Here is a 20590-nt window from a genome sequence, read left to right on the forward strand (position 1 = left end):
GGTCCATGGACACAACGAAAAAGCTCCCCCTGGATATGGTCTACCACTGGGAGGCCACCAGCCCTAATTCCCTTTATATGACGCAGCCCATTGGCGACGGTAAGGTGGTTGAGTACACCTGGGGCCGTGCCGTGGATGAGGCACGCCGGATGGCGGCGTACCTGAAATCCCTGAACCTGCCGGAGAAAAGCCGGATTGGTCTGATTTCCAAGAACTGCGCCCAGTGGGTAATGACAGACTGGGCCATCTGGATGGCCGGGCACATTTCCGTGCCGCTGTATCCCACCCTGAACGCCGATACCGTGAACTACATCCTCAACCACGCCGAGTGCGACGTGTTGTTCGTGGGTAAACTGGATGACTGGGACAGTATGAAATCCGGTGTGCCGGAATCGGTTCGCTGCATTTCCTATCCGCTGAGCCCGCCCAACGATTTCGAGACCTGGGACGACATTGTTGCCAAGTACCCGCCACTGGAAGGCAAAACCAGGCGTGATCCGGAAGAGCTGGCCACCATCGTGTATACCTCTGGCAGTACCGGTCGACCGAAAGGCGTTATGCTCAGCTTCAATAACATGGCGTTCGCCGCTGCTGGCGGTATCGAGACTCTGGGCGTAGGGCCAGGTGAGCGCATGTTGTCCTACCTGCCGCTGGCTCATGTATTTGAGCGCACCTTTGTGGAGCTGGGCTCTTTGTATTCCGGCTTCCAGCTTTATTTTGCAGAGTCTCTGGACACCTTCGTTCAGGATCTTCAGCGGGCACGGCCAACGCTCTTCCTTTCGGTTCCGCGCCTGTGGGTGAAGTTCCAGCATGGTGTTTTGCAGAAAGTGCCCAAGCAGAAGCTGGATCGCCTGCTGAAGATTCCGGTAGTGAACAAGCTGATCAAGAAGAAGGTGCTGAAAGGCCTGGGCCTGGACAAGGTGAAACTGGCCGGTTCCGGTTCCGCGCCATTGTCCAACGATGTTTTGGACTGGTACCGCAATCTCGGCCTGGAACTGCTGGAAGGTTATGGCATGTCCGAGAATTTTGCCTACTCTCACATGAACAAACCGGGCCGTACCCGCACCGGTTATGTCGGCGAAGCCCTGCCGGGCGTTGAAGTGAAGATCAGCGAGCAGGGCGAGGTGCTGGTGAAGAGCCCGGCCACCATGATGGGTTATTACAAGGACGAGGAGAAAACCGCTGAAGCTTTCACCGAGGATGGCTTCCTGCGTACCGGTGACAAGGGCGAGATTGACGAGATGGGCCGCCTCAAGCTGACCGGCCGCATCAAGGAGATCTTCAAGACCAGCAAGGGCAAGTACATTGCGCCGGCGCCGATCGAGAACCGCCTGATGTCTCACGATGCCATCGAAATGGTGTGTGTGTCGGGTGCCAACCAGACCCAGCCCCACGCGTTGGTGGTTCTGGGTGAGGAGATTCGCCCGAAAGCTGCTGACGAGAGCTTCCGCAAGGAGTTGGAAGAAAGCTTCAGGCAGCTGATTCAGGACGTAAACAAAACTGTAGATCCCCACGAACAGCTGGCTTTCATTACGGTGGTCAGCGATGAGTGGTCCATCGAGAACAGCTTCCTGACGCCGACGCTCAAGCTTAAGCGTAACGTGGTGGAAGATGCCTATCAGGCGAAAGTGGACAGCTGGTACGCCAAGAAGCAGCCGGTTATCTGGCAGTAAAGGCGACTGCTTACAAGGTAAGTGCAAGAAGGCCCGGCAAGCTGCCGGGCCTTCTTGTTTCTGGCGTTCCGATATTTCTGGCGGTCAGGCCATGGTTCTGGAATTGGAGATGGATCGGTTCATCAGAATGATGGGGATGATACCGGCGACCACAATAATCAGGGCGGGAAGGGCGCTGTGATAGAGCTGTTCGTCTGAGGCAAACTGGTACACGTAGGTGGCCAGGGTCTCGTAATTAAAGGGCCGAAGAATCAGGGTGGCCGGCAGTTCCTTCATGCAGTCGACAAACACTACCAGGGCAGCGGTGACCAGGGTTCCACGCAGCATCGGGAGGTGTACGTTGATCAGGGTTTTGCCCGGAGTGTGGCCCAGGGAGCGGGAGGCCATGTCCATGCTGGGGGTGATTTTCTGGAGGGCGCTCTCCACACTGCCGGCAGACACCGCCAGAAAACGCACGGTGTAGGCAAAAATCAGGGCAAAGGCCGTTCCACTCAGCAGCAGGCCGGTACTCACGCCAAGATAATCCCGCATCAGGGAATCCAGCCAGTTGTCGAAGCCGGCCAGCGGTACGATGACGCCCACGGCCAGCACTGCGCCGGGCATGGCGTAACCGAGACTGGATAGGCGCATCAGGATCTGCATGCCACGGGTGTTGTGCAGACGGCGGCTATAGGCCAGCGTAACGCCGATGATCAGGGTGGTGAGCGCTGCCGCGCTGGACAGGAACAGGCTGTTAAACGTGTTCTGAATAAAATCCGGGTTCCAGCTGACATCAAAGTATTCCCAGGCGTAATAGCCCAGGGTGGCTCCGGGGATTATGAAGCCAAATATCAGTGGCACGGCGCAGACGACGACACAGATCATCTGGCGCGGGAAAGACATGGTGAAGCGATGAATCGGGTCGCGGTTGTCGCGGGCCGCGTATTGTTGCTGGCGGCGCCGTGAATAACGTTCCAGGGTTACCAGGATCACCACGAAAATGAGCATGGTGGTCGCGATCTGGGCCGCGCCGCCCAGATTACCCAGGTTCATCCAGGTATCGAACAGGCCGCGAGTGAGGGTTTGCACGGCAAAGAAATCGACGGTGCCGAAATCGTTCAGGGTTTCCATCAGCACCAGGGACAGGCCCACGGCAATGGCTGGCCGGGCAATGGGCAGCACCACCCGGAAGAAAGTGCTCAGCGCCGAATGACCCAGGCTGCGGCTGACGGCAAACAGCGAGGGTGACTGCTCAAGAAAGGCCGCTCGCCCCAGCAGGTACACATAGGGGTAGAGGACCAGGCCGATCATCAGGATGGCGCCTTCTAGGCTGCGGATTTCCGGAAACCAGTAATCGCTGGCGTTCTGCCAGCCAAACCACTCACGCAGGCCTCGCTGCACGGGGCCGGCGTAATCCAGCAGGCTGGTGTAGACATAGGCAATCACGTAGGCCGGTACGGCAAAAGGTAGCAGCAGGGCCCATTCAAAGAATTTCCGGCCCGGGAACTCGCACATGGTCACGGCCCAGGCGGTGGCCAGTCCGATCAACAGGGTTAGTGCGCCCACACCGATCATCAACTTGATGGTGGTGGTCAGGTAGCGGGGCAGGGTGGTTTCAATCAGATGAGGCCAGATGTTCTCGTCCGGGAACAGGGCCAGGAAGATCACCGACAGTACTGGAAGCGCGACAATAGCGGTGGTAAGGACGGCGCTGATCAGCCACCGTTTTGAGGTGCGTTTTGCCAGTAGCGGTTGCGAGAGCCCCGGGTTTGCACTGGAAACGACCTCGGTCATGGTGATCCTGTTAGCGTAGTGGTGATGAGAAGTGTTGCGATTTTAGATAGTGCGTTGCTTCCCTGCAATGACTGCGGTCATGTTTGTGGCCAACAAAAAAGGGTGCCCTGGACAGGACACCCTTCGGTTTACCGGTTGGTGTGAGGCTGATCAGCCGTCATAGTCAACGCGGTCAACCAGCTTCACAGCCGCTTCGCGGTTGTTGGCGATTTCCTGCAGTGACAGATCGTCCGGGTTGATCTCACCCCACTCGGCTACCAGGCCAGAAGGCTTCACTTCCGGGTTCGCCGGGTACTCGGTGTTGGCTTCCGCGTAGATGCGCTGGGCTTCCGGTGAGGACAGGAATTCCATCAGCTTGATGGCATTGTCCTTGTTCGGCGCGCTCTTGGTGAGGGAAATGCCACTGATGTTTACGTGAGTGCCACGACCTTCGGCATTCGGGAATACCAGGTTAACCTGTTCGGCGATCGGGCGCTGGTTTTCGTCCATCAGCATGTTGCCGTAGTAGTAGCTGTTGCCAATGGAAATGTCGCAGACGCCTTCAGCGATGGCTTTGATCTGGTCGCGATCGCCACCCTGGGGTTTGCGTGCCAGGTTTTCTTTGACGCCTTGCAGCCACTCTTCGGTCTTTTCTTCACCGTGGTGGGCGATCATGGAGGAGATCAGGGCGATGTTGTACGGGTGCTTGCCGCTGCGGGTACAGATGCGGCCTTCCCACTTGTCATCAGCCAGTTGCTCGTATGTGGTGATCTCACCCTCTTCAACGCGATCTTTGGATGCGAAGATCAGGCGACCACGAGTGGTCAGGGCGTACCACTTACCTTCCGGGTGGCGCAGGTTCTCCGGAATGTTCTCCTGCAGCGTGTCGGTCTCAACGCCGGCAACGAGGTCTTTCTCAACCAGTTCGTTGATGCGGGAAATGTCGACCGTCATCACCACGTCTGCCGGGCTGTTGCGGCCTTCACGCTCCAGGCGCTCGGCCAGACCTTGCTTGGCAAAGACAACGTTCGCTTCAATGCCGGTTTCTTCCGTGAAGGCGTTGAGCAGGGGGTCCAGCAGGTAAGCCTGGCGGTAGGAATAGATGTTGACCTCGCCGTCGGCGGAGGCGGACAGCGGCATGGCGGCCAGAGCGATGGCGGCAGTTGCGGCAAGTTTCATACGCATAGTGTTGATCCTTTCTGACGCGTTGCTAAAAGGTGAACGTTCGCCTGTAATCGAATGTGACAGGCAGTTAAAAACGACAACTATTCTCATTGCTAACCGCGAATGAGTCAATAACCCTTCGGGGATATTTTTCAGAAAATAGTGTTATGCTTCAGAACACTATAAGAAGGCAGCAAATGGCAGGGTTTCCGAGCATGGTCGGTAGTGATCGCAGAGAGCATAGCCGCACGGCAATGAGTGCAAAAGTGAAGTTGGTCCATGAGCAGCTGGGAGAATTCGTTTTCTCTACCCGTGACATCTCAGATGGCGGTGTGTTCATTGTGTTGGGGGAACAGGTGTTTGAGCCCTCCATAGGCGATTGCGTGACCGTTCAGGTGCAGGGGCTTCCTGTGCCGGCACCCATTCTGGATATGGTGGTGGTGCGCCGTACCATTGATGGCTTTGGGTTGCAGTTTGCCGATACTGCCGAATAGTTGGCGGAAGTGGATTCCATGATGGCGATAATGGGCGCAGTTAAAAGAAAAGGTCTTGCCTGATGAGTTCACCCACTTACCTGAGATTGATGGCCTCGGTGCTTGCTGTGCCGGTGGTAATGCTATCGGGCTGTGCCAGCTACTATACCCACTATGCGATGTTCCCTGCGGAGAACTCTGCGGGTGAACCCCGGCAGGTGCGGGTGAACTGGCAAAGCGCGGAGTATCCAGAGTGGTGGCCGGGCCGTAATCAGGCCACCACCATGAAACTGGAAACCCAGTGTAGTGACCGGGTCTGGCGTATTGCCGACAGCAGTCATGACAGTGCTGGTGATTGTGGTGATGGCATTCGTGCTTGTGGAGACCCCTCGCTGGATGTCTTGGCGGCAACAGGTTCGCCAGCCACAGGGCAGTCTTCCTGTCTCACGGTAAAAACGCCGCAGGGAGGAGGCCGGGTGGCCGATGTCGGCAGCCGCTTTGAGCTTCTGGTTTCCTGCCACCCTGCGAGGGCAACCCTGATGAAGGGTGGCGAAGAGGTGAATGTTGATTACATTCGTCCGTCTGCAGTCGCCTATACGGTTTATGCCAGGAAGGTGCCCCGGGGCTCTTTGAATGCGCGTCTGCCGGATTTTGACGAGAATCAGTGTCTGGAAGATTGAAGCCTGTCTGCTTTTCCCTGTGAGCTTGGTCACAGTGATACATTTCGTTGCCGAATGAAAATCTGAGTTACGGCTTGTTGCGGTTCGGTGACGCTTGGCTACCAAATCGTAATGGAGTCTTGCCGCCAACGTGGCAAACTGGGAACAGTCAAAGAATCTATGTTCCCGAGGTGTTTAGTGGGCGTTCGTCAGAAAAAAATTGCGGCACACGATCTTGAGATCGGCATGTTCGTGTCTGATCTGGATCGCCCTTGGCATCAAACACCGTTTCCCATCCAGGGCTTTTACCTACGTTCTGAAAACGATCTGAAAGCCGTTGTCTCCCACTGCAAGTGGGTGATGATCGACGTTGCTGAAACCCGCGAGGAAATCACCCTCGGCACCGGCAAGGTTCGCCCTTTTACTCAACGTTCCAACGCCCGTTCGGGTGGCCGGGAGGAGTTGCAGCTGGCGCCGCTGAGTATTCGCGAACCGGTAGTCTACAAGAATGAAGTCCCTCTCCGAAAGGAGTTAAAAGTATCCCGCAAGCTTCTCAACGATGCGGAATTGGCGCTAAGCCGGATGTTTGAGACCGTTCAGGACGATCAGGTGCCGGATCTGCGCCCGGCTGCGGATGTGACCCGCCGCATGGTGGAGAGCGTTATTCGCCAGCCGAACGCGCTTTTGTGGCTAAGTCGTACCCGTCAGTATGATGATTTTGTGTATCGGCATGCCCTGAATACCGCAGTATGGGCCCTGGTGTGTGGCCGGCAGCTAGGATTGAACGAAGGGCTCCTGAACCATCTCGGGGTAGGGTGTCTTTTGTCGCAGGTGGGTAAGACCGCATTGCCTAAAGAGATGCTGGCCCGAGAGCACCGTCTATCCACTGAAGAATACGCGACTTATCGCACCTATGTGGAACGTGGTTGTCAGATGCTGGAAGGCGCGGGTCTCTCCAGAGCCGTTATGAGCGTGGTTCAGGGGCACCGCGAGCGGCACAATGGTTCCGGCTTTCCACAGGGGATTCGTGGCGACCGTATCCCGCTGTTGGCAAAAGTTGCAGGTATTGCAGAATTCTTTGAGTCTTTGATTGCGCCCAGGGATGATCAGGATCCCATGACACCGGCAAAAGCGGTATCGCTGTTGTACGATATGCGCAACATCGAATTTCAGGAAGATCTTGTTGAGGCTTTTATCCAGGGTGTGGGCGTGTATCCGACCGGTACTCTGGTGGAGCTTTCTGATGGCCAGCGTGGCATTGTGGTATCCCACTCACCGGGAAGGAGGCTGTGGCCCAGCGTGATGGTCATGCAGGACGCCGAGCATCGGCCGCTGAAATCCGCAAAGATTGTTGATCTGGCCCGGCACAATGAGTCCCGAGGCGCCTCGGAGTTACTGACCGTGCGCGAGTGTTTGCCCCATGGCACCGAGGGCCTGGATCCGGCTGGCTACGATGTAACAGGTGCCGAGTCCCGTTGGTCCCTGGGTAAACTGATTAATCGATAAGTATGCGTATCTGCTTGCGCACCCAGCGGTAGGTACCTTCCGGCCGGAAGTTCACCAGAATTTCTGATTCACCGCCTTTGGGGCCGTCGACCACGTATTCCACTTCTGCCTCTTGCCAGCTTTCGGCGTTGACATAAACATCTGCGGGACGCGTGCTCTTTGCTTCCAGTTCGGCCAGCCTGGCTTCTCCGTTAATCTTTCTGACTTTTACGGTTTTGATGCCGCTGTCTCCAGCAGAGTGTACGGCGTCTTCCGGTGACAGGTAGTACTGGCGGGACAGGGCTCGGGTAATGGCGTTCAGTTCCCTGCGCAGGTAATTGCGGGCCTGCTCATTATCGAATTCATCCATGTTGCGCACGGACTGGAGAATTCGCTCCCGCAGGGCTTCCAGGTCTTCCTTGTAATCGATGTCCGGGTCTAGTTCTCCATCAACTGGACGTTCGGGCGCCACATCGATCTCGTCTTGTGTTGGTGGCTCTCCACAGAGGGCATTGTCCGCTGGGTAAAAACAGATCTCGGCCAGAATCAGGTTAGCGGGAGAGTTCTCAGCGGTGAATTCACTGGTACTCACACTAAAATCGACCGTATTTGGCAGGTTCGGATCGTCGAGTACCCGATTGAGTTGGCTGATTACTCGTTTACGGATATCGATACCTTCATCGTCATCCACGTTTTCTGTCCAGTTCAGGGCCAGAAGGAAGCGGGACAGGTTCATCAGGGTGCTGTTGCTGAACAGCGCTTCTTCCCGTACCTGGTGGCTGCTCAGCTCTTCGTCATCTACGCCAGGCGTTTGCAAGGCTGTCCGGGTGTCTTCCAGGAATTCCAGGAAGGTAATGTATTCTTTGGCAGGAACGCCTTCGGCGATGACCAGGTTGCCGACTTTAAAGGAGACGGTTTCTCCGGAGTAGTAGCTGAATTTGCCCCTGCTATCGGTTCGGCCGGACTGGCTGGCGGTCTGGTAGGTGAGGCCGCTGACACCTTGAAAGTGGATTCGGCCGGTACGGGTGTCATCTGAGGAGGAGCCTCCACCGCCGCTGTCGAAACAGCCGGTCAGGGCGATGGCTGCAGAGAGTGGCAGAAATAAGCGGGTGAGGTGAGCGAGTTTCATGGCGTTTCGTACAATCCCTTCGCGTTGACCTGGAGCATCCGGTGGCCGGTGTCCGATTTGTAAGTTGTTGTAACCGCATTATAGGGATGGCACTTCGGCTATATCGGGAATCCTGTCGCAGTTTGAGGGTTTGGGGCACCTGGCTTTAATTGGCTTCGTCCCTTGAATTTTCCGGCGTTGCCTCAATCAAATAGCTCTCTATCTTTTTAGCTCCTCTGGAGCCCGGTTTCTGAACAACGGTGGGGTGTATGACCTACGCACTGGACATTGAAGGGCTGACCAAGAACTACAGCGATGGTTTTCAGGCCCTCAAAGGCATTGATCTGCACGTTCGGGAAGGCGATTTTTTCGCCTTGCTGGGCCCAAACGGGGCCGGCAAGTCGACCACTCTTGGGATTGTTTCCTCTCTGGTAAACAAGTCGGGCGGCAAGGTCAGAGTGTTCGGCCATGATATCGATACAGACCTCTCAAGCGCCAAGCTCTCCCTGGGTGTGGTTCCACAGGAATTCAATTTTAACCAGTTCGAGAAGGTGGAAGATATCGTCACCACGCAGGCTGGTTATTACGGCATACCCCTGAAAACCGCACGGGTGTCTGCGGAGAAGTATCTGAAGAAGCTCGGGCTCTGGGACAAGCGCAACACACCGGCCAGGATGTTGTCCGGTGGTATGAAACGCCGCCTGATGATCGCCCGGGCACTGGTACATGAGCCCAGATTGTTGATTCTTGATGAGCCGACGGCCGGTGTGGATATCGAATTGCGTCGCTCCATGTGGCAATTCCTGGAGGAGATGAATCGTCAGGGGACTACCATCATTCTGACCACCCACTATCTGGAGGAGGCGGAAGCCCTGTGCCGCAACATTGCCATTATTGATCATGGGGAAATCATCCGGCACACCAGCAAGCGGGAACTGCTGCAACAGCTCAGTGTAGAAACCTTTGTGCTGGATACCGAGCAGCCGTTAGAAAAAGCCCCTGAGCTGACTGCATTCAAAGCCAGTCTGGATGACGATGGTGCGCTCGAGGTGGAAGTTGCCAAGGGACAGGGTTTGAACGCTCTGTTTATCGAGCTGGAGAATCTGGGTATTCGTGTGCTGAGCATGCGAACCAAGGCCAACCGGCTGGAAGAGCTGTTCGTTCGCATGGTTGAGGAGAATGCCCGGGAGGCAGAGAAAGCCAGCGAGGTGACAGCATGACACCACAAGCACTGTGGACAGCCTTTACAACCATCGTTACCCGCGAGGTTCGGCGCTTTACGCGGATCTGGCCGCAGACGCTGTTGCCGCCGGCCGTCACGATGACGCTGTATTTTATTATTTTTGGCAACCTGATTGGTTCCCGCATCGGTGAAATGGGCGGCTACGACTATATGCAGTTCATTGTGCCGGGCCTGATCATGATGGCGGTCATCACCAATTCCTACTCCAATGTGGTGTCGTCGTTTTTCTCTATGAAGTTCCAGCGCAGTATTGAGGAATTGCTGGTGTCGCCGGTGCCGAACTGGACCATCCTGGCGGGCTATGTGGCTGGTGGTATGGCCCGGGGTCTGAGTATCGGCCTGATCGTCACCTTGCTGTCGCTGGCATTCACTCAGTTAAGTATCCATAACCTGCTGATGGTGGTTATCACGGTGATTCTCACATCGGCATTGTTCTCTCTGGGCGGCTTCATCAACGCCATGCTGGCGACCAAGTTTGATGACATTTCCATCGTCCCGACCTTTGTGCTTACTCCGCTAACGTACCTTGGGGGTGTGTTCTACAGCATCGACATGCTGCCGTCGTTCTGGCAGGGCGTGTCCATGGCGAATCCGATCCTGTATATGGTTAACGGTTTTCGCTTCGGCATACTGGGTGTTTCGGACGTTAATCCGTTCGTGTCTCTTGGTATGATTCTGGTTTTCATCGTCTTGCTGGCGGCGGTAGCCTTGCGCATGCTTGCCCGTGGCAAGGGCATTCGACACTGATTAAATTCCGGAACTGATATGGCTCTTGATAACGCGCCACTGGGCAAGTCCAGTGAATACCCTGATCAGTATGATCCGTCTCTGCTGTTCCCGGTGGCTCGGGAAGAAAACCGCCGGCGAATCGGCCTGGACGATGGTCGCTGGCCCTGGTTTGGCGAGGACATGTGGCAGGCGTGGGAAATCTCCTGGCTGAAGCCTGGCGGTTTACCGGCCGTGGCCTGGGGAGAAATCCGGTTTCCTGCGGCATCGCCTGCCATTATTGAGAGCAAATCCCTGAAGTTGTACCTGAACTCTCTGAATCAGGCGGTGTTCTCGTCTCCGGATCAAGTGGCCGAGACCATTACCCAGGATCTTTCGAGTGCCTGTGGCGCGGCGGTGGATGTGACACTTCTGAGTGTGGATGACTCAGCGCCTGCAATCGGCCGGCCCGAAGGATACGAGTTGATCGATGATGAAACGCTAGAGCAGGTGGCCTACGACTATGCGCCTGAGTCGCTGACAACCAGCGAGCCGGTGGTCAGTGAAGGCTTGTGTTCACATCTTCTGAAAAGCAACTGTCCAGTGACCGGCCAACCCGACTGGGCCACGGTATTGATTCGCTATTCCGGGAGGAAGATTGATCGGGCAGGGTTGCTGCGCTATATCGTGAGCTTCCGTCAGAAACAGGATTTTCACGAACATTGTGTTGAAACCATCTTTACTGACTTGATGGCGAGGTGTCAGCCAGAATCCTTGATGGTGTGCGCCCGTTACACCCGGCGTGGTGGCCTGGATATCAACCCCTGGCGCAGCACGTGTGCTGAAGATGGTCCGGGGCCGCGGTTGGTTAGGCAGTAGCAGGCTCGGCTATTCGGTATCGTCTTCCTGACGCAGTCGGTCGGCTGCGTCTTCGAGGGCGCTGAGTATGGCTTTGCGCTCCCGTTCGGTGACCTTATCGGAATCCAGGTACATGGCAAAGCCGCTGTGTTCGTGTTCCAGGAAGCTACGGTGAGGCCCCATGTCGCGCCGGAAATCCACCACCTCGTAGATGGGCACCGGCTTGCCAAAGCCTTTTACGGTAATCTCGCCCTTGTCCCGGCACATAATGCGGTCTTTGATCAGCGAGAAGGTCTCATACGACACCAGAATCTCGCCTGGTTCCGCCAGGGACTCCAGTCGGCTGGCGAGGTTCACTTCCTTGCCGATAATGGTGTAATCCATCCGGTTTTCGGCGCCGAAGTTACCAACCGTGGTGTAGCCGGTACTGATGCCCATGCGGATTTCCAGGGGCGTCTTGATGCCCAGGCTGCGCCATTTCTGGCGCATGATCTTCATGTGTTTGCGCATCTCGATGGCCATGGACACACACGAGAACGCATCTTCTTTCTGGCCGCGACTGGTCGGATCGCCAAAGAACACCATGATGGAATCGCCGACAAACTTGTCGATGGTGCCGCCGTATTTCAGGGCGACCTCTGACATTTCGTTGAAGTAGTGATTCAGAAGCTCGGTAAGGGCTTCCGGCTCCATCTCCTCCGACAGTTCAGTAAAGCCTTTTATGTCTGAGAAAAACACTGCCAGTTTCTTGCGCTGGGTTTCAAGCCGAACATCCCGTTCCCCGGTAAAGATGGACTGCCAGACCTGAGGCGACAGGTATTTCGAGAGCTTGTGGGACAGGGCGATGGACTGTTCCCGCTGGTTCTGAATCTGGGTCTTTGCCAGCAGCAGGGCCCGGGCCTGCTGGTGTGAGTAATAGGCGGTAACGCAGATGTACGTGCCTGTGGCCAAAATGGCGACGATGCTGGTGAGCAGGGGGGCTTCCAGATTGGCGGCGGTGCCGGTTGCCGCCACTGTGGCGGCCATGGCGGCAGACATGAGCGCTGTGCCGAACAACCATTGCCTGACGCCGCCCACGATCAGACAGCTGAACATCAGCATCAGGACAACCGATACCGACGGAATGGCGATCAATCCGATCAAGCCAATAAAGCTGCCTCCGATTATGCAGTCGAGGAACAGCATTTTTTGCCGAATCCGGGCTGAACGTCGCAGGAAGGTTCGCCGTGTAAGCACGTGCGCGAGGTGTGGCCAGATCAGAGCGCCAGCCACCATCCAGAGAAGCAATTGGGGAAACACATCCTGAAGGACACCCGTGACAATAATGGCGGCAGTGGCGGTGTAGGCCAGTATCCGACCGTTGTAATCGGGCATCGGTGGAATCGCCACCGTGTGGTCGTAGATGTCGCCTTGCCCCAGCTTGCCGGTATTGCCGGTTATGCTGCGTAATTCAGCGGGTGCGCTCATCATTTTCAGAACCGGATCCTTCCGATAAGTATGTCGCTCATTGTATGCTGCCGATTCTTTATAATTGTTGGTTTGAACTACGACTAAAGATTAACAGCATTACGTAGAACTCACAATTCATCGGGGCCGCTTCCGGCCCAACCGAAAATCATGCAACCAATCAACAGCGAGACTGTATGAGTTCGATAACCCGTTTTATTCTGGATCGTGCTTCGGAGCCCCGTTTGCAGGCACCGGCACCACCGGTGTCTGTGGTTGATCAGGCCTTCCGGTGCGCGGCCCGGGCCCCGGATCATGCGTTGTTGAGGCCCTGGCGTTATCTCGTGATAGAGGGGGAAGGCCTGGCAGCTCTGGGCGACCTGTTTGCTGAATGCTGCCCGCCGGACGCTTCTGATAAGGAGCGTGAGAAGGCCCGGAATGCTCCGGCTCGTGCACCCATGATTATTGTCGGTATTGCGTCGCCCCGTCATCATCCGAAGGTGCCGGAGGTGGAGCAGGTAATGTCGGCAGCGGCCGGTATGAGTTTTATCTCCCTGGCGCTGAATGATGCCGGCTACGGCGCCATGTGGCGAACCGGGCCTGTGGCTTATCATCCGTCGCTGCATGACGGTCTTAGGCTGCTGCCGGGCGAGTCCATTATCGGTTTCCTCTATACCGGTACCGTTGCCAGTGAGAAACCATCGGTGCCCCGGCCCGATACCAAAGAGTATGTCTCAAGGTGGGCCGCGCCAGGGCGCACTTCCCCCTGGCAAGTCTGAGCCTCGATCAGCGGCAAGTCCGCCTGGGGAAACCCGTTGCCGCCCTCGTTGCGTTTAACCGGAATTTGCCGCTCATTTATTAGACAGCCCTCTTCGAAGCCCGCATTACAGCGGGCTTTTTCAATTCTGGCACTCTGCTTGCTTTAATCACTTCAGAACGCAAAACCGGCAAGTTCACAGGTTCAGCCTGGTCGGTGCAAAGATCTGGAGGCAGTAATGGCTATTACATTCGACAAAGCGCTTGGTATTCATGAGCACGCGCTGCAGGCGCGGGTCAAGCGGGCCGAAGTGCTGGCGAACAACTTGGCAAATGCCGACACCCCGGGCTACAAAGCCCGCGACGTGGATTTCCAGGCGATGATGCAGAAGGCGCAGGATTCCATGACGGGCTTTGGTATGACCACGACCCACAGTGGCCATATGGACACCTCCAGCCCTGGCGCTGACGGCGAGCTGCTGTACCGTACCCCGCACCAGCCATCAATTGATGGCAATACCGTGGATGCGCAGGCCGAGCAGACCCGTTTCATGCGCAACGCCATGGATTACCAGGCCAGCTTCCAGTTCCTGAGTAGTCGGTTTTCCGGCCTGACCAAGGCGCTGAAGGGCGAATAAGCCGCAGTCCGTACGAGATTGAAGGAGATTGTCATGTCACTGGGTAACATTTTCGACATCGCCGGTTCCGGCATGACCGCACAGTCACTGCGGCTCAACACCACCGCGTCTAACATTGCCAACGCAGAAACCGCCAGTTCGAGCACGGATACAACGTACCGTGCCCGCAAACCGGTGTTTGCCGCTATTCAGCAGGCCATGCTGAACCCTGATCAGCAGGGATTTGGTATTGGTTCCGAAGAGGGGGCCGGGGCAGGTGTTCGCGTTGAGGGGATTGTCGAGAGCGATGCAGAACTGCAGATGCGCTATGAGCCGAATCACCCTGCCGCGAACGAGGAAGGGTACGTTTATTACCCCAACGTGAACGTGGTTGAGGAAATGGCGGACATGATGTCGTCGTCCCGCAGTTTTCAGATGAATGTGGATGTCATGAACACCGCCAAATCCATGATGCAGCGAATTCTGACACTGGGTCAGCAGTAACAAGTGAGGATTAAGCCATGAGTGCAGTGAATTCCGCAGCCGCCTCAGACGTGCTGAGCCAGTACCAACTGAACCAGGAGGGCAAGACCCCTGGTGGCAACGAGCTGGGTAAAGACGCGTTTATGGAGCTGATGCTGGCGCAGCTCAAGAATCAGAACCCACTGGAGCCGCAGGACAACGGCGATTTTATCGCCCAGTTGGCCCAGTTCAGTTCACTGGAAGAAATGCAGAATCTGTCGGGCAGTGTCGACGATGTGGTTGGTCAGTTCCGGTCCAGCCAGGCCTTGCAGGCCTCGGCGATGGTAGGCAAAACCGTTCTGGCACCCTCCAGTGTGGGCATTCTGGGTAGCGAAGGCGAGATAACTGGCACCATTCAGGTGCCGGCTTCCACGGGTGGGCTGCGACTGTCGGTCATGAATCAAAGCGGTGAGTTAGTTCGCCAGATTGATATGGGCAGCAGCCAGGCTGGTGTGGTGTCGTTCCAGTGGGATGGGCAAGACGGCAACGGCAATCCTTTGCCGCCCGGCCCCTACTCGATTGTGGCGCAGGGCTCCTATCCCTCCGGATCGGAGCAGTTGGCGACCATGGTGAGCGCCAATGTCGACAGTGTGTCGTTGGGGCAGGGTGGTTCCATTACTCTGAATCTGGCCGGAATGGGCTCCATTCCGCTGTCTGAAGTCAAACAAATCAACTGATCCGGTGTCAGACCAGGAGGTATAAGTCATGGCATTTAACACAGGTTTGAGTGGTCTGCGCGCCGCTTCGGTGGATCTGGATGTCACCGGTAACAACATCGCCAACGCCAGTACCGTCGGCTTCAAAAGTAGCAAGGTACAGTTCGGTGATTTGTACGCCAGTGGTTTCCTGAGTGCCGGTACCAATCCGATTGGCGACGGCGTGCGGGTGCAGGACGTAAAGCAGTCATTCGGTCAGGGCAATATCAGCTTCACCGATAACGGCCTGGATATGGCTATCAGTGGTGATGGCTTCTTTATTCTGAATAACGGCGGTGAAATCCGCTATTCCCGGGCTGGCCAGTTCGGGATTGATAAAGAAGGTTATGTTGTTAATAACCAGAATATGCGGGTTCAGGGCTACGTCGCTGACGGTGATGGCAACTTGTCTGGTATCCGTGGTGACCTACAAATTGAAACTGATAATCTGGCTCCCAAGCGAACCACCTTGCTGGAGACAGATGTCAATTTAGATTCACGAGAGTCGGTTTTAGAGCGACAAGTGTCGGTTATGGGTGAGATAGCGGGTCCAGCCTACACCAATAATGGCTTTAACCTCGACCCTAATAATCCACCAGTTACAGCATTCCCTACGGGTACATTTACGGTCTCCTATAATGATGGTTCTGCCGACCGCACAATCAATATTCCCTCTGGACTGTCTGCAAAAGATGTAGCTGCAGCCATTAATGATGAGACCGGGTTAAGTGCCTCTGCTACTACAGAGTTAAATTTGGGTCAGATAGACGATGCCTTTATTCAAAGTGGTAACTTCGATTTCACACTGCAGATCGATGGTTCAGAGGTGTTCGTGGATCTCGGTGGCGTTAACGATGTAGACGGATTGATTAATGCAATTAACGCTAGCCCCAGCGCCAGGAGCTTATTCGCCTCTCTTGATGACAACGGAGAGTTGCAGGTTGTTGACAATAGCGGCAATACACTAACGTATGCATACAGTAATAATTCTACGTCTGTTGGGCCTAATACGGAGTTGGGGACCGTCAGGCCGCAGGCGGATCGCACAGTTGCCAATGTGGTTCCCGGAGGTGATGCGCTTTATGCCAACACTTGGTTGGATCGAACCCTGGAAACCACGAACTCTTTCAATCCTATCGATTAGCGCACGTACAATCACGCCACATCGACTACTATTTACGATAGTCTTGGCAACCCTCACGAGATGACACAGTTTTACGTCAAAGACCCTTCTCCGGGAAATGGGGTCGGTCAGAGCCAGTGGTCGATTTATATCCAGATTGATGGTGAGCTTGTAGCGGGCACGGATCAACAGCCATATACAGCATTGTTTGATCAGGACGGTGTTCTGCAATCTGTAAACGGTGATCCGAATGGTGAGATCATTGTTACAGATTGGGTGCCCAAGGACTCCAATGGTGATCCAAATGGGGCCGACGGTCCTCCTTCAGACCCCACCAGTGTCGTTAGTCCAATTCCTGAGCCTGCGACCTCGTCTGCTTTTGTCCTTAGCCTGGGTGATGCGACTCAGTACGGCGCGGCATTCGGTGTGAATGATCAACAGCAAAATGGCTATACTACAGGACGGCTGTCCGGCTTGGATGTGTCTGATCAGGGCGTGATCTTCGCGCGCTACACCAATGGCCAGTCCAAGTCATTGGGGCAGGTTGCTCTAGCTGCGTTCAACAATACTGATGGGCTGTCGCCGGTAGGTGACACGACCTGGGTGGAGACTTTCGAATCTGGCCAGGCGATAATTGGTGCTCCGGATACCGGTACGCTCGGTTCCATCAAGGCCAGCTCCGTAGAGGACTCCAACGTGGATCTCTCGGCAGAGCTGGTGAACCTGATCATTGCCCAGCGCAACTACCAGGCTAACGCCAAAACCATTGAAACCTCCGATGCGGTCACCCAGACCATCATCAACCTCCGATAATTTCGCGCCCTAGCGAACATGGCATGACTCCTGCAGGAAGACCGGAAACAGTCAAAATTCCGGCAGGAGTTTGCCCATGGACAAAGCCCTCTATATTGGAATGTCTGGCGCCAAGCAGAACATGCTGGCCCAGCGTGCCCATGCCAACAACCTGGCTAACGTCAATACCACCGGGTTCAAGAAGGATTTTGCCCAGGCCCGCAGTATGCCCGTGTTCGGTGAGCACCATCCCACCCGCGCCTACGCCATGACCGAGCGGCCCGGCACTGATCTCTCGCCCGGCGCTTTAATGGAGACCGGACGTAAGCTGGATGTGGCGGTAGACGGCGGTGGTTGGCTCGCCGTTCAAAACAATCTGGGCGAAGAGGTATTCACCCGTACCGGTAGCTTACAGGTCGACGTGAACGGACTTGTGCGGCTGGCGAGTGGCGAGCTGGTTCTGGGGAACGGTGGGCCGGTGGCTCTTCCTCCTTTTGGCAATCTTCAGGTTGGCTCGGACGGCACCATCTCCATTGTGCCGGTAGGTGGGCCGCCGGATCAGCTAGTGGAAGTTGACCGACTGAAGCTTGTCAACCCACCGGTAGATGCACTTGAGAAAGGTCTGGATGGGTTCATTCGACGCAAGCCGGATCAGGCTCTTGATGGTCCAGAGCCACCGGATGCAGCCATGCGTGTCGCCACCGGTTTTCTCGAAAGTTCAAACGTGAATGCGGTGGAGGAAATGATCTCCAATCTGCAGTTATCTCGCCAATACGAGATGCAGGTAAAGGTGATGTCGACCGCCAATGAAAATTCCGAGGCTACGGCACGACTGTTGCAGAACCTCTGATAACGATGATCAAACGCCATCGGTTGGCGGAGAGCGGCAAAAGATCGCCGCATCGGCCACCGACGGGCAAGGAGTAAAACCATGCATCCAGCACTTTGGGTCAGTAAAACCGGGTTGAGCGCGCAGGACACCAACATGTCCACCATTTCCAACAACCTGGCCAATGTGAACACCACCGGCTTCAAGCGGGATCGGGCGGTGTTCCAGGATCTGCTGTATCAGATAAACCGTCAGCCCGGCGGGCAGAGCACTGAGAACACGCAGTTGCCCTCTGGCCTGCAGCTCGGGACCGGGGTCCGGATTGTTGGCACTGCCAAGCAATTCAGCCAGGGCAACCTGCAGATCACTGAACAGCCTCTGGATATGGCGGTGAATGGCCGGGGATTCTTTCAGATTCAGATGCCGGACGGACAGATCGCCTATACCCGGGATGGCCAGTTTCAGCTGAACTCTGACGGCGATGTGGTCACACCGGATGGCTTTCCGCTTCAGCCGAATATCAATGTGCCGGAGAACGCCACCAATATCACCATTGGCAAAGATGGGACGGTCACCGCTATTACCGATGACCAGGCTGCGCCCGTCAACCTCGGCCAGATCACCCTGGTGGACTTCATCAACCCGCAGGGCTTGCAGGCCATCGGTAATAATCTGTTCAAGCAGACCAATGCCAGTGGTGATCCGGCTGAAGGTGAAGCCGGACTTGCAGGTCTCGGGTCCATTGAACAGGGCACCATTGAATCCTCCAACGTAGAGGTGGTGGAAGAGCTGGTGAACATGATTACGACCCAGCGTGCCTATGAAATGAACTCCAAGGTGGTTTCGACCACAGACCAGATGCTTCAGTTCATCACCAACAATATTGGTTAAGTCATGAAACGCATTCAACGCAGTTTATACACTGAACGGCTGGCCACCCTGGCATTGGTGGGTGTGCTGATTATGCTGCAGGGATGCACCGCCATGTCTCGCCCCCGGGCGATGCCGGACGATCCGGCCTACGCACCGGTTCGCGCCCAATCCATGATGCAGCGCGACCCGGACTCCGGGGCAATTTACCAGGTGTCGAGAAATTACAACCTGTACGGCGATACCAAGGCACTCAACGTGGGTGACGTGCTTACGGTATTGCTGCAGGAATCCACCAGTGCCAGCAAGAACGCTGAAACCTCCATTACCAAGGATCAGGAACTGAGCATTCCGGAACCGAGCATCTTTGGAAAGACAAATATCGGCTTGAACGCTTCTGCCAATTTTGAGCGGGACTTTGAAGGCTCTGCCGAAGCCGATCAGAGCAACAGCCTGGCTGGCAGTATTACCGTTACGGTCACCGAAGTTCTGCCTAATGGTGTACTCCGGGTTCGGGGCGAGAAGTGGTTGTCCCTGACCAACGGTGATGAGTACATCCGAATGACCGGGCTGGTTCGACCGCAGGATATTCAACCGGATAACACCGTAACCTCCAACCGTGTTGCAGATGCCCGGTTTGCCTACGGCGGTACCGGTGATTTTGACCAGGCCAACCAGATGGGCTGGCTGGCTCGCTTCTTCAACAGTGAGTGGTGGCCGCTATGATCCGCAAACTGATTGCCGTCTTTGCCCTCACGGCCCTTTGTTCCGCGCCGGTGATGGCCGACCGCCTGAAAGACCTGGCCAAGGTTAAAGGCGTACGCAACAACCAACTGATTGGTTATGGCCTGGTGGTCGGTCTTGATGGTACTGGCGACAAAGCGCCGTTTACCAACCAGACCTTTCGGAACATGATGAACCAGTTCGGCATAACCTTGCCGGATGGTGTGAACCCGAATCTGGCCAATGTGGCGGCGGTAACCGTAAGCGCGACTTTGCCGGCCTTTGCCAAAGCCGGACAGGAGCTGGATATCACAGTTTCGTCTATCGGAAATGCCGATAGCCTGCGTGGCGGAACCTTGCTGATGACACCGCTGAAAGGCGCCGATGGCCAGGTTTATGCCATGGCACAGGGCAGCCTGGTGGTGGGCGGTTTTGGTGCCCAGGGCCAGGATGGTTCCCGGATTACCGTGAATGTACCCAGCGTTGGCCGAATTCCGAACGGCGCAACCATCGAGCGTGAGGTGGAATCGCCGTTCAACCGGGGCGATACCATCACCTTCAACCTGTTGCGTTCCGACTTTACCACGGCCCGCCGTGTGGTTGAGGCGATTAATGGTCGTCTGGGCCCGGACATGGCTTATGCACACGACGCCACGTCTATATCGGTGCGGGCACCCAGGGACCCATCACAGAGAGTCAGTTTTCTATCCATTCTGGAGAACATTGAGGTCGATCCGGCTCAGGAAGCCGCAAGAGTGGTGATCAATAGCCGCACCGGTACCATCGTGGTCGGCCAGAATGTAAAAGTGAGCCCGGCTGCCATTACCCATGGCAACCTGACCGTGACTATTCAGGAAAACCCCGAGGTAGTGCAGCCCAATCCTCTGGCTCAGGGTGATACAGCCGTTCAGCAGAATACCCAGATCGCTGTGACTGAAGACCCGGCGCGGATGTTCCAGTTCGGCCCGGCAACCACACTTAACGAAATTGTTCAGGCAGTAAACCAGGTAGGAGCAGCGCCAGGCGATGTCATGGCGGTGCTTGAAGCACTCAAACAGGCTGGCGCGCTTCGTGCCGAGTTGATTGTGATCTAGGTA

Annotated in this window: 19 protein-coding genes and 1 pseudogene; 16 read left to right on the top strand and 4 right to left on the bottom strand. The window is 55.9% G+C overall.

The window, feature by feature from the left end; translation table 11 throughout:
* The first annotated feature begins 5 nt into the window (after positions 1-5).
* The gene (locus ACSSVV_RS05100) at positions 6-1673 is read left to right on the top strand and encodes an AMP-binding protein (protein ID WP_141067658.1); all 1668 of its coding nucleotides are present in this window, start codon (positions 6-8) and stop codon (positions 1671-1673) included.
* A gap of 84 nt (positions 1674-1757) precedes the next feature.
* Here ACSSVV_RS05100 and ACSSVV_RS05105 read toward each other — a convergent pair whose 3' ends face one another.
* Both ACSSVV_RS05105 and ACSSVV_RS05110 read right to left on the bottom strand, forming a co-directional pair.
* Positions 1758-3446: an ABC transporter permease gene (locus tag ACSSVV_RS05105; protein ID WP_121206343.1), complete on the bottom strand. Its 1689-nt coding sequence runs from the start codon at positions 3444-3446 to the stop codon at positions 1758-1760.
* Between the two features lie 150 nt (positions 3447-3596).
* Positions 3597-4610 (bottom strand): Fe(3+) ABC transporter substrate-binding protein, encoded by a 1014-nt coding sequence (locus ACSSVV_RS05110; protein ID WP_022992516.1) that lies wholly within the window; start codon positions 4608-4610, stop codon positions 3597-3599.
* A 194-nt stretch (positions 4611-4804) separates the two neighbouring features.
* On the opposite strand from ACSSVV_RS05110, the gene ACSSVV_RS05115 reads away from it, so the two are divergent.
* The 3 genes from ACSSVV_RS05115 (at position 4805) to ACSSVV_RS05125 (ending at position 7227) form a co-directional block, all read left to right on the top strand.
* The gene (locus tag ACSSVV_RS05115) at positions 4805-5083 is read left to right on the top strand and encodes a PilZ domain-containing protein (protein ID WP_011784602.1); all 279 of its coding nucleotides are present in this window, start codon (positions 4805-4807) and stop codon (positions 5081-5083) included.
* A gap of 62 nt (positions 5084-5145) precedes the next feature.
* Positions 5146-5742, top strand: a complete 597-nt coding sequence (locus ACSSVV_RS05120; protein ID WP_454105688.1) for a hypothetical protein — start codon at positions 5146-5148, stop codon at positions 5740-5742.
* Between the two features lie 177 nt (positions 5743-5919).
* Positions 5920-7227, top strand: a complete 1308-nt coding sequence (locus ACSSVV_RS05125) for an HD-GYP domain-containing protein (RefSeq protein WP_454105689.1) — start codon at positions 5920-5922, stop codon at positions 7225-7227.
* On the opposite strand, the gene ACSSVV_RS05130 is transcribed toward ACSSVV_RS05125, so the two are convergent.
* Complete coding sequence (locus tag ACSSVV_RS05130) at positions 7217-8335, bottom strand: organic solvent ABC transporter permease (RefSeq protein WP_454105690.1); 1119 nt, start codon at positions 8333-8335, stop codon at positions 7217-7219. The genes ACSSVV_RS05125 and ACSSVV_RS05130 overlap by 11 nt on opposite strands.
* Before the next feature lie 248 nt (positions 8336-8583).
* Between ACSSVV_RS05130 and ACSSVV_RS05135 the strand changes: the two genes are divergently transcribed.
* Genes ACSSVV_RS05135 through queF form a run of 3 tightly spaced genes read left to right on the top strand, consistent with a single transcriptional unit; the run spans position 8584 to position 11141 of the window.
* Positions 8584-9534, top strand: a complete 951-nt coding sequence (locus ACSSVV_RS05135; RefSeq protein WP_014421760.1) for an ABC transporter ATP-binding protein — start codon at positions 8584-8586, stop codon at positions 9532-9534.
* Positions 9531-10304: an ABC transporter permease gene (locus ACSSVV_RS05140; protein WP_011784607.1), complete on the top strand. Its 774-nt coding sequence runs from the start codon at positions 9531-9533 to the stop codon at positions 10302-10304. Before ACSSVV_RS05135 ends, ACSSVV_RS05140 begins: the two co-directional genes overlap by 4 nt.
* Positions 10305-10322: 18 nt before the next feature.
* Positions 10323-11141 (top strand): NADPH-dependent 7-cyano-7-deazaguanine reductase QueF, encoded by an 819-nt coding sequence (queF, locus tag ACSSVV_RS05145; RefSeq protein ID WP_023008189.1) that lies wholly within the window; start codon positions 10323-10325, stop codon positions 11139-11141.
* A 9-nt stretch (positions 11142-11150) separates the two neighbouring features.
* On the opposite strand, the gene ACSSVV_RS05150 is transcribed toward queF, so the two are convergent.
* Positions 11151-12590: an adenylate/guanylate cyclase domain-containing protein gene (locus ACSSVV_RS05150; protein ID WP_023011069.1), complete on the bottom strand. Its 1440-nt coding sequence runs from the start codon at positions 12588-12590 to the stop codon at positions 11151-11153.
* Between the two features lie 173 nt (positions 12591-12763).
* Between ACSSVV_RS05150 and ACSSVV_RS05155 the strand changes: the two genes are divergently transcribed.
* From ACSSVV_RS05155 to ACSSVV_RS05195, 9 genes and pseudogenes are all read left to right on the top strand, one after another.
* Entirely contained in the window at positions 12764-13345 is a 582-nt protein-coding gene (locus tag ACSSVV_RS05155) for a nitroreductase family protein (RefSeq protein ID WP_023008191.1), read from the top strand.
* Positions 13346-13561: 216 nt separating this feature from the next.
* Complete coding sequence (gene flgB / locus ACSSVV_RS05160) at positions 13562-13960, top strand: flagellar basal body rod protein FlgB (protein WP_011784611.1); 399 nt, start codon at positions 13562-13564, stop codon at positions 13958-13960.
* A gap of 33 nt (positions 13961-13993) precedes the next feature.
* Positions 13994-14443, top strand: coding sequence for a flagellar basal body rod protein FlgC (gene flgC / locus ACSSVV_RS05165; RefSeq protein ID WP_022992507.1), 450 nt, complete (start codon positions 13994-13996; stop codon positions 14441-14443).
* 17 nt (positions 14444-14460) lie between these two features.
* Positions 14461-15138, top strand: a complete 678-nt coding sequence (locus ACSSVV_RS05170) for a flagellar hook assembly protein FlgD (RefSeq protein ID WP_011784613.1) — start codon at positions 14461-14463, stop codon at positions 15136-15138.
* A 28-nt stretch (positions 15139-15166) separates the two neighbouring features.
* Positions 15167-17092, top strand: a pseudogene (locus ACSSVV_RS05175) (flagellar hook protein FlgE).
* A 76-nt stretch (positions 17093-17168) separates the two neighbouring features.
* Entirely contained in the window at positions 17169-17921 is a 753-nt protein-coding gene (locus ACSSVV_RS05180; RefSeq protein ID WP_023011068.1) for a flagellar basal body rod protein FlgF, read from the top strand.
* Between the two features lie 81 nt (positions 17922-18002).
* Positions 18003-18791 (top strand): flagellar basal-body rod protein FlgG, encoded by a 789-nt coding sequence (gene flgG, locus ACSSVV_RS05185; RefSeq protein ID WP_023008194.1) that lies wholly within the window; start codon positions 18003-18005, stop codon positions 18789-18791.
* Between the two features lie 3 nt (positions 18792-18794).
* Positions 18795-19496, top strand: coding sequence for a flagellar basal body L-ring protein FlgH (gene flgH, locus ACSSVV_RS05190; protein WP_022992503.1), 702 nt, complete (start codon positions 18795-18797; stop codon positions 19494-19496).
* A complete protein-coding gene (locus tag ACSSVV_RS05195; RefSeq protein ID WP_022992502.1) occupies positions 19493-20587 on the top strand; it encodes a flagellar basal body P-ring protein FlgI in 1095 nt (364 codons plus the stop codon). Before flgH ends, ACSSVV_RS05195 begins: the two co-directional genes overlap by 4 nt.
* Positions 20588-20590: the final 3 nt, after the last annotated feature.

It is taken from the genome of Marinobacter sp. MBR-105 (genome assembly GCF_053628895.1).